This is a genomic window from Nocardiopsis dassonvillei subsp. dassonvillei DSM 43111 (assembly GCF_000092985.1).
GTDB classification, from domain to species: Bacteria; Actinomycetota; Actinomycetes; order Streptosporangiales; family Streptosporangiaceae; genus Nocardiopsis; species Nocardiopsis dassonvillei.
The window spans coordinates 1,444,903-1,459,162 of sequence record NC_014210.1; the positions used below are offsets into that span (position 1 = coordinate 1,444,903).

The window sequence follows — 14,260 nt, forward strand, 5'->3', positions numbered from 1 at the left end:
GCACGCGGCGGACGACACCGGGTCGGCGCACCGCACGGGAGGCCGACCCCCACGAAGGGAGAGGACCATGACCGCCGTCGACGTGACGGTACGCACGCCGGACGCGCTGCTCGACGGGCGGCTGGCCGTGTTCCCCGGGGCGACCGCGGTCGTGGCCTTCGCGCACGGCAGCGGGAGCTCACGCCACAGCCCGCGCAACCGGGCCGTCGCCGAGGAGCTCAACCGGGTCGGGGTCGCCACGCTCCTGCTGGACCTGCTCACCCCGGAGGAGGAGCGCGCCGACAGCGCGACCGGGCGGCAGCGCTTCGACATCGACCTGCTCACCCGGCGGCTCATCGGCACCGTGGACTGGCTGGCCGGACACGAGGACACCGCGGGGACGCCCATCGGCCTGTTCGGCGCCAGCACCGGCGCCGCCGCCGCGCTGAGGACCGCGGCCGAGCGCCCCGACCTGGTCGCCGCGGTGGTCTCGCGCGGCGGCCGCCCCGACCTCGCGGGCACCGAGGCGCTCCAGGTCGTGCGCGCCCCCACGCTGCTCATCGTCGGTGGCGCGGACACCGAGGTCCTGCGGCTCAACGAGGACGCGGCCGACCGGCTCAGCGCTCCGCACCGGATCCACGTCGTCCCCCGCGCCACCCACCTGTTCGAGGAACCGGGTGCGCTGGAGGAGGTGGCCGACGCCGCCTCCGGCTGGTTCGCGGGCATCCTGGGCGAGGCGGAGCGATGAGCCCCGGGACCGGCCCGGACGCCCTCCCGCGGCTGTCCGGCCCGAGGTCGCTGGACCCGCTCCTGGAGCGGATCGGCGACGCGCGCTACGTGCTGCTGGGCGAGGCCTCGCACGGCACCGCCGAGTTCTACCGCTGGCGGGCGGAACTGACCCGGCGGCTGATCGACGAGGCGGGCTTCTCCTTCGTCGCGGTGGAGGGCGACTGGCCCGACTTCCAGCAGCTGCACTGCGGCGTCGTGGGCGCGCCGGGGGCGCCCGAGGACCCCAGACGGATCCTGGAGGGCTTCCGCAGGTGGCCGCAGTGGATGTGGGCCAACACCGAGGTGCTGGAGTTCGCCCGGTGGCTGCGCGAACACAACCTGGGGCTCGCGCCGGAGCGGCGCGCCGGGTTCTTCGGCCTGGACGTCTACAGCCTGTGGGAGTCGCTGTACGCGGTGCTGGGGTGGCTGCGCGAGAACATGCCCGAGCAGGTGGAACCGGCTCTGAACGCCTACCGCTGCTTCCAGCCCTACGGAGAGGACCCCCAGGCCTACGCCCGCGCGACGCGGCTGGTGCCCGAGAGCTGCGAGGCGGAGGTCGTGCGCCTGCTGGCCGGGCTGCGCGAGCGGGCGGGGGAGGCCTCCTCCGCCGAGGACCTGGCCGAGTTCGCCGCGCGCCAGAACGCCGAGGTGCTCGCGGACGCCGAACAGTACTACCGGGCGCTGGTGCGCGGCGGCCCCGAGTCGTGGAACGTCCGCGACCACCACATGGCCGACACGCTCGACCGGCTCATGGAGTACCACGGGCCCGGAGCCAAGGCCGTGGTGTGGGAGCACAACACCCATGTCGGCGACGCGCGCGCCACCGACATGGCCGCCTCGGGCATGGTCAACGTGGGGCAGTTGGTGCGTGAGCGCCACGGCGACGAGGGCGTGGTCCTCGTCGGCTTCGGCACCTACGAGGGCCGGGTCATGGCCGCCCGGGCCTGGGGGGAGACCCCCGAACCGATGCCGGTGCCCGCGGCGCGCCACGGGAGCGTGGAGGCGCTGCTGCACCAGTCGTTCGAGGGGGAGACGGGCCTGCTGCTCCTGACCGGCGAGGGGGCGGTCGATCCGTTCGCGGGCGAGGTCCTGCCGCACCGCGCCGTCGGCGTCATCTACCACCCCGGACGCGACGGGCTGCGCAACTACGTGCCGACCGTGCTGGGGGAGCGCTACGACGCCTTCGTGTTCGTCGACCGCACCCGCGCGCTCACGCCCCTGCACGAGGTCGAGGAGGACTCGGGTGAGGAGGGGACCTGGCCCAGCGGCCAGTGACCCGGCCGGGCCGTCCCTGATCCGGACCGGATGCCTCCGCTGACGCGCGCGGATTCCGGTCGTGTGCAGGCTTTTCGTCCGCGTGCACGGATTCCGAGCGGGCGCATGGAACCGGGCGGGCACCGGGCGGGACCGGACGCCCCCGCCGTCCGGGTTCCGCCCGCTGCCCGGTTGTCCGCGGACACGACCGACGGTGCGGCCGTGCGGACACGGCGCCGCCGTCCCCGACGCGCGGCCCCGGGGCCGGGGGGAGCAGCGGACAGGGCAGGGGCGCCGGAGCGGAGGTCGCGCACACGGGCGAGGACGAGGAGACCCCGTCGATGGGCTGGTGCCCTGGGCGGGCCCTTCGCGTTCGGCGTCCGCGGCCCGGTAGCCGGTTCGAGAGCCCTGCCGGATGCGATACAGTTTCACCTGTTGGCGGCGCCGGGAACGGCGTTCGCGCAGCGGACGGGACGTAGCGCAGTTTGGCAGCGCACTTGACTGGGGGTCAAGGGGTCGTGGGTTCAAATCCCGCCGTCCCGACAGAGGAATAGCAGGTCAGCGAGGGGTCCACCATCAGGTGGGCCCCTTTCCGCGTTCCCGGTGGGGTGGGAGCGGGGCGAGTGGGACGTCGGTCCGCGCCGCGCGGCTTCTCGTCCGCCGCCCGTGCCGTTGACCGGACTGCCACCGGCCGTCCTCGGCCGCGCTGAGCACCGCCGCGGCCCGTTCCGGAGTCATCGGCACAGCCCGGCATCCGGGGTGGCCGCGCCGGTATAAGCGCTGCTTATGAGCCCCATGGAGACGGGCCCCTACCCGGCGGTACCGACTTCGTGTTGCATGGTCTGGTCTGTGGCGCGGACCACAGGGCGACGCGTCCATCCGCCGCCGCGCGGCGCGGCGCCGTTTTCGGCTCTCCACGGGAGAACGCGCCAGCGATACGGCCCTGTAGCACGCCGGGGCGGACCCGCTCACGCCGCTCCATCGCGGATGTGCGAGCGTTTCCGCCAAGGCGGCCGCGCTTCCGCGCGGCTTCAGGCGGTGGAGAGACCGGACCGGTCGCGGTCCGCCTCAGTGACACGAAGCCTGACACCGCCCCCCATCAGGTCTGAACGGAAAAGAGCCAGATGACTGACACCTTGGTCGTGGCGCACACGGCGATAGCGATTATCGGCGTGGTGCTGCTGATCCTGGCCGCCCGCGTCGAGCCGGTGATCGCACTCGTGATCGGGTCGATCTACCTGGGACTCGCGGCCGGGCTGGGGTTCGAGAAGACCATCTCGACCATCGCCCAGGGCTTCGGCGACATCATGACCGAAGTCGGGCTGCTCATCGGATTCGGCGTCCTGTTGGGATCGCTGCTGTTCCGCATGGGCGCCCTGCAGAAACTGGTGGAGCTGCTGCTGAGACTGCTCGGTCCCAGACGGCTCCCCTACGCGCTCGCCTCCGTGCTGAGCACGATCTTCCCGTCCATCTACGTGGACGTGCAGCTCGTGCTCGCCGCCCCGCTGGCCCGCTCCGCCGCGCCCGGCCTGGGCCGCAACGGCGTCGGCATGATGGGCGGCGCGCTCAGCACCGGCATCCTCGTCGGCTACGTGTTCGTGATCCCCGGTCTGGGAACCGTGTCGATCGCCGGTCTGCTGGGCGTCCCGCTCGGCACGATGCTGCTCTACGGCTTCGGTGTCGGACTGGCCACGGCGGTGCTCACCGTGTTCCTCTACGGCCTCCTGCTGAAGGTCGGGTTCTGGAACCCGGACAAGGACGAGGCCGCCCCGGTGGCGGTCGGCGCCCACGAGTCCGCCGGCGCCGCGCAACCCGTGGGCGCCGCGTCCGGCGGCAGCGGCGGCGTCAGTGACGGCGGCGACGACGGCACGGCGAAGGTCGCCGAGACGGCGCCGCGGACCCCGCCGCTCTACGTCTCCCTGCTGCCCATCCTCGTCCCGCTGGTCATGATCGCCGCCGGGGCGATCGCCGAGGCCGCGGGCGTGACGTCTCCCGTGATCGCCTTCTTCGGCGACCCGGTGCTGGCGCTCTTCGTCGGCCTGGTCGGCGCCTACCTGCTGTCGCGGGGCGTGCTGGGCAACGAGCGCACCAACGACGCGCTGGGCGAGGGACTCAACACCACCGGGCAGATCCTGCTGGTCACCGGCGTGGGCGGTTCGCTGGGCGCGGTGATCGGCGAGACGGCGCTCGAAGGGGTCCTGGGCGGCCTGTTCTCGGCCGACGCGGGCACACCGGCGCTCGTCGCGGTGCTGCTGGCCTGGCTGGTGGCGGCCGTGCTGCACGTGGCCATCGGCTCGATCTCCGTCGCCGCCATCGCGGCCGCGGGCATCCTCGCCCCGATCATGGGCAGCCTGGACCTGCCGCCCGCGGTCCTGGGGCTGTCCATCGGCGCGGGCGCCCTGTTCGCGCTCCACGTGAACAGCAACTTCTTCTGGATGTTCCAGTCGCTGCTCGGTGTGACCACCCGGGGCACGCTCAAGGCGCTGACCTTCGTGACCTCGCTGGCCTCGGTGGTCTCGCTGGTCATCGTCGTGGGCATCAGCCTCGTCGTCTAGCAGGGACACCGCCGCGAGCCGCGGCCACCGTCCCTCCGGGCCGTCGCGCACGCGGCGGCCGGGGGGACGCGGCTCCCGGCACCCCCCGCACCCGTGGCGCGCCCGACCCTCACACACACGCAGGAGAGAAACCATGCAGCCGCTTCGCGGTGTAACCGTCGTGTCCCTGGAGCAGGCCATCGCCGCTCCCTACGCCAGCCGCCACCTGGCCGACATGGGCGCCCGCGTCATCAAGGTCGAGCGCCCCGGCACGGGCGACTTCGCCCGCGGCTACGACTCCCGCGTCAACGGCATGAGCTCGCACTTCGTGTGGGTCAACCGCAACAAGGAGTCCCTGACGCTGGACATCAAGGACCCGCGCGGCAACGAGGTGCTGCGCCGGCTGCTGGCCCGCGCCGACGTCTTCATCCAGAACCTGGCGCCAGGGGCCGCGGCCCGCGCCGGGCTGGGCGCCGCCGAGCTGCACGCGCGGCACCCCGGGCTCATCGTCTGCGACATCTCCGGCTACGGTTCCCCCGGCCCCTACGAGACGATGAAGGCCTACGACCTGCTGGTGCAGAGTGAGTCGGGGCTGCTGTCGGTGACGGGCAGCGGCGAGGAGATGGCCAAGGTCGGCATCTCGGTCTCCGACATCGCCGCGGGCATGTACGCCTACAGTTCGATCCTGGGCGCGCTGCTCGAACGCGCGCGCACCGGGAAGGGCGCCCACCTGGACGTGTCGATGCTGGAGGCCACCGCCGAGTGGATGGGCTTCCCGCTCTACTACACCTACGACGGCCAGGAGCCGCCGGCGCGCGCCGGCGCGGCGCACGCCACGATCTACCCCTACGGCCCCTTCGTCGCGCGCGATGAGCAGGTGGTCCTGATGGCGATCCAGAACGAGCGCGAATGGCGCGCGTTCTGCGAGCGCTTCCTGGAGCGCCCCGCGTTCGCCGAGGACCCCGCCTACGCCACCAACGCCGCCCGCAGCGCCAACCGCGACACGCTCAAGGCCGTCATCGACCGGCGCTTCGCCGAGCTGGACGGCGACGAGGCCACCTCCCTGCTCGCCGACGTCCCGGTCGCCTACGCCCGGGTGAACAGCCTCGCCGACGTGTGGAACCACCCGCAGCTCGCCGCGCGCGGGCGCTGGCACGAGGTGGACACGCCGACGGGTCGGGTCCCGGCGCTCGCGCCGCCCGGCCCGCGCGACCCGGCCCCCCGCATGGACCCGGTCCCCGACCTCGGCGAGCACACCGACGCCATCCTCGGCGAACTGGGGATGACGGCCGAGGAGACCGGCGAGCTGCGGTCGGGCGGGGTGGTCTGATGGCGCCGCGGACTGACGCCGCCGCGCACGCGGACGCGCTCACGTCGGCCGTCACCTGGCTGTTCGTGCCCGCGTCCCGTCCCGACCGGTTCGCCAAGGCGGTGCGCAGCGGCGCCGACGCCGTCATCATCGACCTGGAGGACGCCGTCCCGGCCGACGGCAAGGACGCCGCGCGCGAAGCGCTGCGGGCCGGGTGGCCGAGCGTCGTCGATTCCCGTCCCCTCTCCGGCGGCGCGCCCGCCGTGGCCGTGCGCGTCAACGCGCGCACCACCGCGGAGTTCGCCGCCGACGCGCGGCTGTGCCGCGAGCTGGGGCCGGACGCCGTCGTCCTGCCCAAGGCCGAGTCCGGCGACGACGTGCGGGCCGCGGCCGAGGCGAGCGGGGCGCCGGTACTGCCGCTGATCGAGTCCGCCCGCGGTCTGGTGGGGCTCTCACGGATCGCGAGCCGTCCCGAGACGGTCCGGCTGCTGTTCGGCGGGATCGACCTGGCCCTGGACCTGGGCACCGCCGACGACGCCGCGCTCGACCCGTCGCGGAGCGACCTGGTGCGCTGGTCGGCGGCGTGCTCGCTGCCGCCGCCGGTCGAGGGCGTCACCACGGACGTGCGCGACGGCACGGCCGCGGCACGGGACGCCGCCCGCGCCCGCCGCTGGGGGTTCGGCGGCAAGCTGTGCGTGCACCCCGCCCAGGTCGCGCCCGTGGACGCCGCCTTCGCCCCCGACGCCGCCGAGCTGGAATGGGCGCGCGGGGTACTCGCCGCGGGAGACGGGGGCGCTGTTCAGCGCGGTGGTGAGATGATCGACCGACCGGTCGTGGAACGCGCCCGCCGACTGCTGCGGCGCGCCGAGGGGAGGGACCGGACCGTGTAGGCCGAGGGGACAGCCAGTGGACATCGCCCAGTTGCGGGACTTCATCGCGGTCATCGACAGCGGGAGCTTCACCCGCGCCGCTTCGGTGCTGTTCGTCTCGCAGCCGGCGGTCAGCCAGCGGATGAAGCAGCTGGAGAGCGAACTGGGCGTGCGGCTCGTGCAGCGCGGCCCCCGCGGGGTGGTGCCCACACCGGCGGGGCGGACCCTGTACCGGGACGCCCAGCAGCTCATCCGCCGGTTCGACCAGATCGCCGAGGACGTGGCCAAGGAGCCCCGGGCCATCCGCGGACCGGTGGCCGTCGGCCTGCCCACCGCGGCCGCCGTCCACCTCGCCCCGGCGCTGTTCTCCTGGACGAAACGGCACTACCCGGGGGTCCGCCTGCGGCTGTTCGAGTCGGTGAGCGGATACATCCAGGAGCTGCTCACGGTCGGGCGGATGGACCTGGCCGTCCTCTACCGCGACGACGCGGCGCCCCGGCCGGCCGAGACGCCGCTGTACTCCGAGGAGCTGTACCTGGTCGGGCGCTCGGACGCCGAGGAGCCACCCCGGGGCGGCCGGGCCGCCGGGTCCGCCGGGACGGGCGCGGCCGCCGCCGACACCGCGGCGTACGGGGACATCAGCCTGGCCGACATGCTCCGGGTGCCGCTGGTAGCCCCCGGGGCGCGCAGCAACCTGCGCGTGCTCATCGACCGCGTCTTCACCGAACACGGCGCGGCGCCCGTGATCGCCGCCGACGTGGAGTCCCTGGGCACGATGGTGCGCATCGCCGAGAGCGGCGAGGCCTGCGCCCTGCTCCCGCTGTCCAGCGTCGAGGCGCTGCGCAGTACCCCCGACCTCATGGTGCGGCGGGTCGTGGACCCCGTGATCGAACGCCACATCGCGGTGTGCGCCGGTTCGGACTACTACGAGCCGCGGGACGCGGTGTCCGTCGTCCGGCACGGCATCGTGCAGGTGACGACCCGGCTCGCCGAGCAGGGGGCCTGGCCGGGCATCCGCCCGGCGGCCCGGACCGAACCGCGTGCCGGCCGACCCTGACCGGGGGTGTGCGGGCCGCCGGTCCGCGTCGGCCGACCCGCCTCACTCCACGCGGGAGAGGGCGTCGCAGAGCAGGTCCACGGCCGCCTGGGTGCGGTCCGCCTCGTTGAGGGACTCCTCGGCCCCGGAGCCCGCGGGCAGCACCTCGACCTCCACGACGAGGTTGTCCAGGCGGTACAGGGCGTGCCCGGAGCCGTTCCGGGTCCCGCTGAGCGGGGCCCTGCCGTCCGGGCAGGTCGCGGTCCCGGAGCCGTCGGACTCCGGACGGTTGGAGTAGAAGTAGGTCCTGGCGGCCTCCTCGCCGTTCTCCTTGCGGATCCCGTCCACCCGACTGGTGAAGACGATGGTGCGCAGGTCCACCTCGTGCCCGGACGCGGCCCCGTACCCGGGGGAGACGACGCACTCCAGGCCCTCGGCGCCGTAGGCGTAGGAGTGGTCCGCCTCGTAGACCTCCAGGTCCTCGCCGTTCCCGGCGATCCCGCTCGCGGCTTCGGTGTCCAGGACGTCGCACGGGCTCTGGGGAGCGGAGTGGACGTCCTCCGGGCCGAACCAGCCGAGGTAGTACGCTCCGCCGAATCCGGCGCCCGCCACGGCCAGGAGGAGGAGCGTGCCGCAGCCGCAGCCGATCCAGGCGAGGGTCCGTCCGACGGAGCCCTTTTCGGCCGGAGGCCGCTGGACGGGCGTCTGGCCGGGGAGGGGGTGGGCCTGCCGCTGCCCGGCGGGAGGCTGGTGGCCGGGGGGAGGCGCCTGGTGACGGGGCTGCCGGGGAGGGCGGGGCCCTGGGGAGGCAAGGCGCCGTGTTCGTGCATGGTGCGTACTCTAGCCATGCCCGACGACGGCGCCGTGGGACGGTCCGACCCGGGGTCCGGCGCCTCGTACAGTGGGAACTCCGTTCCGGGCGGAGGCGATCCTCGACGGCCCGCGACCGAACACGAACACCGACCCCCGCCCCGGCGGGGACGCCCCGGAGGGGAACTCCTTGTACCTGTCCCGCATCAACCTCGACCCCAAGCGCAGCGCCCGGATGGACCAGTGGGCGGTCATGGGGCAGGCCGTGCGCAGAGCGGTCGATCCCGACCCCGAGTCCGACGCCCGCGTGCTGTGGGCGCGCACCTCGCCGAGCACGCTGGTGGTCAGCTCCGACACCGCCCCAGCCTGGGGCAAGGTCCCCGGCGCGACCTCCGCCGCGATCCACCCGATGCCGCGCTACTCCGAGGGCGAGACCGTCCGCTGGGAGCTCATCACGGCGCCCACCGCGCCGCGCGGAGCCGGGGCCGCCGGTGAGGGGGCGCGCCCGCGCGGCAAGCGGGCCCCCCTTCCGGAGGAGGAGTTCGAGGGCTGGCTGGACGTCAAGTTCTCGGGCGCGCTGGACGTCACCTCGGTGCGGTGGAAGCACCTGGGCGGCAGGCCCGCGCGGTACCACTTCACCGGCGAGGCCGTGGTGCGTGACAGCGAGGCGCTCCAGGAACTGTGCCTGGGCGGTGTCGGCGCGGGCACGGCCACGGGGGCCGGGCTGCTCCTCGCCAGCCCGCTGACACCGAGGTAGGCCCGGGCTCCCTAGGCGTCCCTCCCCCCGACTCCGCCGGGCCCGGGCGCCCGGAACCGGTGCCCCCGGGTCCCGCGGAACCCCGGTCCGCAGGCCCTTCCGGCGGCGCCCGCGACCCCGGTCCGCCGCCCACCCCGGTGCCGGGGCGGGCGCTCCGGGGCTCTCGCGCACGTGTCGGTTCGCGTCCGGAGCCCGGAACCGTGCGACTGTGTATCCGACCGACGCGGGTCCCCTCGGCGGGGGAGCCGGTCGTGGTGCCTCGGGAGCACCGGGAGAGGGGCCACGGGACGAAAAGGCGTCCCGTGTCGAAGTTGAGGCAATTTGTCGCTTTTTGCAAGATAATTGTCTTATTGTAGAAAAATTTGTATTCGCGGCTTTTGAAGCCGTTCCTGAGGGAACCTAGTCTGTGCATCGCGGCTGTCCCGCCAGCCACAGGGCCACCGGCCCCGCGGGTCGCGCGCGGGATCGCGCCGCCGGTGTCCTGCCCAGGCAGGTACATGAGCACACAGGACAGAGCACCGGGGGGTTTCCTCTTGTCCACGTCTCTCAACGAAACACACACGTCAACGACCGTCACCGACCGGTTGCCCGTGATCCCCAGACCGCGCAGGCCGGTCGAGGACACCGTCCCCGAGGACACGGGGACCGGAGAGGTCCGGGAGACCGGGGAGGTCCGCCCCGAGGAGCTGATCTCCCAGCTGCGTGAGCTCGCTGAAGACGACCCCAGGGCCGACGAGCTGCGCGAGCGGGTGGTCGTGCTCTACCAGCCGTTGATCAACAAGATCGCGCGCCGCTACGGGGGGCGCGGCGAGCCGCTGGAGGACCTGAAGCAGACCGCGATGGTGGGGTTGGTCAAGGCCGTGCGCGGTTACGACCCGGCCCGCGGCAAGCCCTTCATCTCCTACCTGCTGCCCACGGTGACGGGGGAGATCAAGCGGCACTTCCGCGACCACACCTGGGCGGTGCGGGTGCCGCGCCGCCACCAGGAGAACCGGGTGAAGCTGCGCCGGGTGACGGGGGAGTTCCAGCAGGCCCACGCGCGCACGCCCACGGTCCACGAACTCTCCGAGGAGATGGGGCTGCCCGAGGCCGAGGTCGGCGAGCTCATCCAGGTCTCGGAGTCCTACCGGTCGCTGTCCCTGGACGCGCCCGACTCCTCCGATTCCGAGGGGCAGGAGGGCACGCGCCTGGAGGACCACCTGGGCTGTGAGGACGCGGCGCTGGACCGGGTGGTGGAGCGCGAGTCGCTCAAGCCCGCGCTGGCGCGCCTGCCCGCCCGCGAGCGGGAGATCCTGCGGCTGCGGTTCTTCGGGGACCACACCCAGTCCGAGATCGCGGACCGGTTGGGGTACTCCCAGATGCACGTGTCCCGGCTGCTGTCGGGGGTGCTGGAACAGCTGCGCGAGGAGGTCGGCGGGCACGCGCCCGGCCACGGCTGAGTCCGTGACCGGGCTCCCTCCCGGAGGACGGCCCCCATGGCGTCCTCCGGGAGGGAGCCCCCGGCCCTCCGCCCCGCCCACGGCACGGCGCCCGCCGTGTGCCGAGCGTCCCGCCGCCCGCCCGGGCCGCGGGGTCAGCGGGCCGGGATGTCCTCGGGCAGCAGGGTGGTGAAGTCCTCCCGGGTGGCGTTCTGGACGCCGTTGACCAGGCGGCCCGCCTGACGGGTGATCATCCGCTCCAGCACCTGGCGCGCGTAGCGGGCGTTGCCGAAGTTGACGTCGCGGACCACCCCCGAGAAGTGCTCGCGCAGGGCCGCCGTCGTCTGCTCGCCGCAGGTGTAGCCCGACCCCTTCGCCATCCGCTCGACGATGGTGACCAGCTCGTCGTCGCTGTAGTCGGGGAACTCCACCTGGTGGTTGAACCGCGAGGCCAGACCGGGGTTGGAGTCCAGGAAGCGCTGCATCTCGTTGGTGTACCCGGCGACGATGACCACCGCCTCGTCGCGGTGGTCCTCCATGAGCTTGACCAGGGTGTCGATGGCCTCCTGTCCGAAGTCGTTGCCCGCTCCGCGCGGCGCCAGCGAGTAGGCCTCGTCCACGAACAGCACGCCGCCCTTGGCCCGCTCGAACACCTCGGCGGTCAGTTGGGCGGTGTGCCCGACGTAGCGCCCGACCAGGTCCGACCGGGCCGCCTCCACCACGTGGTCGCTGCGCAGCACCCCCAGGGCGTGCAGGAGCTTGCCGTACAGACGGGCCACGGTCGTCTTACCGGTACCGGGGGACCGGCGAACACCAGGTGGTGGCTCATCGGCGCCACCTGGAGCCCCATGGCGCGCCGCTGCTGCGACATCAGCAGCAGGTTGGCCAGGTCGTTGACGGTCTCCTTGACGCTGGCCAGGCCCACCATGGCGTTGAGCTCCCCGCGCAGGGCCGCGATCGCGTCCGCCGTGCCGCCGAGCTGCTCCTCCTCCGCCGCCTCCCCGAGGTCCTCGGGCAGCAGGAGGGTGAGCGAGTCCGGGCTGTCGGGGATGCTCCCGCCCAGCCGGAACGCCTGGCGGTCGATCATCTCCTCGAACAGCTTGCGGGCCTCGCGGCCGTTGCCGAACGCCGGGCCCTTGGGCACCCGCTCGAAGTGGGCGAGCAGGGCCGCCTCGGTCTCCTCGGCCATCCGGTAGCTGTGCGAGACGCACATGTTGCGCACGATCTGCGTCAGCTCCTCCGGCGAGTAGTTGGTGAACTCGATGGTCCGGCTGAACCGGGAGGCCAGGCCGGGGTTGGTGTCGAGGAAGCTCTGCATCTCCTCGGTGTAGCCCGCGACGATCACCACGACCTCGTCGCGGTGGTCCTCCATGAGCTTGACCAGGGTGTCGATGGCCTCCCGGCCGAAGTCGGGGCCGCTGCCGCCGCCCTCGCTGCCGTTGGCCAGCGTGTAGGCCTCGTCGACGAACAGCACGCCGCCCTTGGCCCGCTCGAACACCTCGGTGGTCTTGATCGCCGTGCCGCCCACGTACTGCGAGACCAGGTCGGCGCGGGCCACCTCCACCACGTGCCCGTAGCGCAGCACGTCCAGTTCGGCGAGGATCTGCCCGTACAGCCGCGCCACGGTGGTCTTGCCCGTACCGGGCGCGCCGCCGAAGACCAGGTGGCGGCTCATGGGCGGTGTGGGCAGACCCATCTCCGCCCGGCGCTGGGCCATCTGGTTGCGGGTGACGAGCGTCTTGACCTCGTGCTTGACCCCGGACAGACCCACCAGCCGGTCCAGCTCCATCATGGGGCCGACCTCCTCGGCCTCCTCGTCCCCCTCCTCGGGGAGGGGGGCCTCCGGCATCGGAACGGGCGCGCCCGCCAGGTCACCGAAGGCGTCCGGGGCCCCGTTGCCGCGGCTGAGCAGCTCCTCCGTGCGCATGCTCTGGCTGGCCACGGTCTGGCGCAGCCCGGAGCGGCCGTTGTCGCGCACCGAGCAGTCCTCCACCGCCACGTCCTCGGCGGAGTGCACGAGGATGCCGTCGGCGCCGTTGCCGAACACCTCGCACCGGCGCAGCGTGGCGCTCGCCTTGGCCGCCACCAGCACGCCGTTGCGGCGGCCGTTGTAGACCCGGGTGCGCAGCACCGTCGCCTTGCCCCCGGCCCGCACGGCGATGCCGTCGCCCGTGCACGCGGACACGTCGCAGTCGCGCACGTCGGCGGACCCGCCCGAACCCACCGAGATCCCGGCGTCGCGGCTCCCGGAGACCTGCACGCCGGTCAGCAGGGGCGCGCCGCCCTCCTCCACCGACACCGCGCTCTTGCCGGTGCGCTCCAGCGTCACGTCCTCCAGGCGTCCGCGCCCGCCCCTGCCGAACACCACGCCCTGGCTCCTGGTCCCGGTGATCGCGGTCGCGCGCAGGAACGGGGCGCACTGCTCGACGACCACGCCGGGACCGGCGGTCTCGCTGACCAGTCCGCGGTCGAACTCCACGACGCTGTCGCCGCCCAGGCTCAGCCCCTGTCCGCCGCGCACGACCAGGCCGAGGAAGGCGGTGGAGGCGCGCTCCTCGGCGAGCACGGCGTTACCCTCCGACTCCTCCACCTCGCACTCGGTGAAGGTCCCGCGCGCCCGGCCGGACAGGTGGATGGCCACGCCCTTGGTACGGGCCACGCGCACCCGCGCCACCTGCGGGTCCGACCCGTTGTGCACGACGACGCCGCGTCCGCCCACGTCCTCGAACACGCAGTCCTCGACCAGCGGGCGCGACCTGCTGGAGACCACCAGCCCGTCGCCCTCGACGTCGTGCACGCGCGCGCCCAGCAGCGAGGTGGCCGACCCCTCCTCCAGCGCCACCGCGGGCTTCTTGGTCCCCGAGATCTCGCAGTCGCGGATCGTGCCCCCGGACTGCCCGCTGGCGAACACCCCGTTGCCCCCGGCGTCGCGCAGCACGCAGGAGCGGATGGTGGGGCGGGCCTGCTCGCCGATGACCACGGCGCTGGTGTCGACCTCCTCGACCACGCAGTCCTCGATGACGCTCGGTCCCGAGGAGGTGATCACCACACCCGCCCCCGCCGAGCAGGTGACGCGGCTGTCGCGCATGGCGAGCGCGCCCTCGCCGCGCACCGACACCGCGGTCCACGAGGCGCCCTCCACCTCGCAGTCGGCCATCTCCAGCTGCCCGAGGGGGATGTCCACCGCGGGGTAGTCGGCGTGGCGGCCGCGCAGGACCAGACCCGACAGCTTGACCGCCTCGGCGCCCGAGACCACGGCACAGCCGCTGGCGGTGGTGATCTCCACGCTGCCCAGGCCGTCGCGGGCCATCAGGGTGACCACGTCGCGCAGGACGAGGCTCTCCTCGTAGCGACCGGGGGCGATGGTGATGAGGGCGCCGCTGTCAGCGGCCTCGACCGCCTCGGTGATCGTCGCGTGCCCGTCCTGAGCGTCGGCGTCGACGGTGAGGAGCTGCCTGGTCATCGGTGTCTTCCTAAGTCGGGGGAGGGGCGGTGGCGGGGCGGCCGGAGCCGCCCCGCCGGGGGT

Annotated in this window: 9 protein-coding genes, 1 tRNA gene and 1 pseudogene; 9 read left to right on the forward strand and 2 right to left on the reverse strand. The window is 73.6% G+C overall.

Annotated features, from left to right (window positions below):
* Positions 1-67 precede the first annotated feature (67 nt).
* The 7 genes from NDAS_RS05945 (at position 68) to NDAS_RS05975 (ending at position 7,770) form a co-directional block, all read left to right on the forward strand.
* A complete protein-coding gene (locus NDAS_RS05945) occupies positions 68-727 on the forward strand; it encodes a dienelactone hydrolase family protein (protein ID WP_013152238.1) in 660 nt (219 codons plus the stop codon).
* Complete coding sequence (locus tag NDAS_RS05950; protein WP_013152239.1) at positions 724-2,022, forward strand: erythromycin esterase family protein; 1,299 nt, start codon at positions 724-726, stop codon at positions 2,020-2,022. Before NDAS_RS05945 ends, NDAS_RS05950 begins: the two co-directional genes overlap by 4 nt.
* 448 nt (positions 2,023-2,470) lie before the next feature.
* Positions 2,471-2,544: transfer RNA gene (locus tag NDAS_RS05955), tRNA-Pro, on the forward strand.
* A gap of 581 nt (positions 2,545-3,125) precedes the next feature.
* A complete protein-coding gene (locus NDAS_RS05960) occupies positions 3,126-4,556 on the forward strand; it encodes a GntP family permease (RefSeq protein ID WP_013152240.1) in 1,431 nt (476 codons plus the stop codon).
* Between the two features lie 133 nt (positions 4,557-4,689).
* A complete protein-coding gene (locus tag NDAS_RS05965) occupies positions 4,690-5,865 on the forward strand; it encodes a CaiB/BaiF CoA transferase family protein (protein WP_013152241.1) in 1,176 nt (391 codons plus the stop codon).
* A complete protein-coding gene (locus NDAS_RS05970; RefSeq protein ID WP_013152242.1) occupies positions 5,865-6,734 on the forward strand; it encodes an HpcH/HpaI aldolase/citrate lyase family protein in 870 nt (289 codons plus the stop codon). The genes NDAS_RS05965 and NDAS_RS05970 overlap by 1 nt, the downstream gene beginning before the upstream one ends.
* A 16-nt stretch (positions 6,735-6,750) precedes the next feature.
* Positions 6,751-7,770 carry a LysR substrate-binding domain-containing protein gene (locus NDAS_RS05975; RefSeq protein WP_013152243.1) on the forward strand — a complete coding sequence of 340 codons (1,020 nt, stop codon included), beginning with the start codon at positions 6,751-6,753 and terminating at the stop codon, positions 7,768-7,770.
* A gap of 42 nt (positions 7,771-7,812) precedes the next feature.
* On the opposite strand, the gene NDAS_RS05980 is transcribed toward NDAS_RS05975, so the two are convergent.
* Positions 7,813-8,361 (reverse strand): hypothetical protein, encoded by a 549-nt coding sequence (locus NDAS_RS05980; protein WP_013152244.1) that lies wholly within the window; start codon positions 8,359-8,361, stop codon positions 7,813-7,815.
* Between the two features lie 388 nt (positions 8,362-8,749).
* On the opposite strand from NDAS_RS05980, the gene NDAS_RS05985 reads away from it, so the two are divergent.
* Complete coding sequence (locus NDAS_RS05985; RefSeq protein WP_013152245.1) at positions 8,750-9,316, forward strand: type I-E CRISPR-associated protein Cas6/Cse3/CasE; 567 nt, start codon at positions 8,750-8,752, stop codon at positions 9,314-9,316.
* 590 nt (positions 9,317-9,906) lie between these two features.
* Complete coding sequence (locus NDAS_RS05990) at positions 9,907-10,755, forward strand: SigB/SigF/SigG family RNA polymerase sigma factor (protein ID WP_049800357.1); 849 nt, start codon at positions 9,907-9,909, stop codon at positions 10,753-10,755.
* Positions 10,756-10,889: 134 nt separating this feature from the next.
* Here the strand turns inward: NDAS_RS05990 and NDAS_RS05995 are convergent.
* Positions 10,890-14,197: pseudogene (locus tag NDAS_RS05995) on the reverse strand (right-handed parallel beta-helix repeat-containing protein).
* Between the last annotated feature and the right edge of the window lie 63 nt (positions 14,198-14,260).

Coding starts and splice junctions, on each gene's coding strand:
- NDAS_RS05960 (WP_013152240.1), top strand. CDS start 3,126: ATGACTGACACCTTGGTCGTGGCGCACACGGCGATAGCGATTATCGGC.
- NDAS_RS05950 (WP_013152239.1), top strand. CDS start 724: ATGAGCCCCGGGACCGGCCCGGACGCCCTCCCGCGGCTGTCCGGCCCG.
- NDAS_RS05945 (WP_013152238.1), top strand. CDS start 68: ATGACCGCCGTCGACGTGACGGTACGCACGCCGGACGCGCTGCTCGAC.
- NDAS_RS05970 (WP_013152242.1), top strand. CDS start 5,865: ATGGCGCCGCGGACTGACGCCGCCGCGCACGCGGACGCGCTCACGTCG.
- NDAS_RS05965 (WP_013152241.1), top strand. CDS start 4,690: ATGCAGCCGCTTCGCGGTGTAACCGTCGTGTCCCTGGAGCAGGCCATC.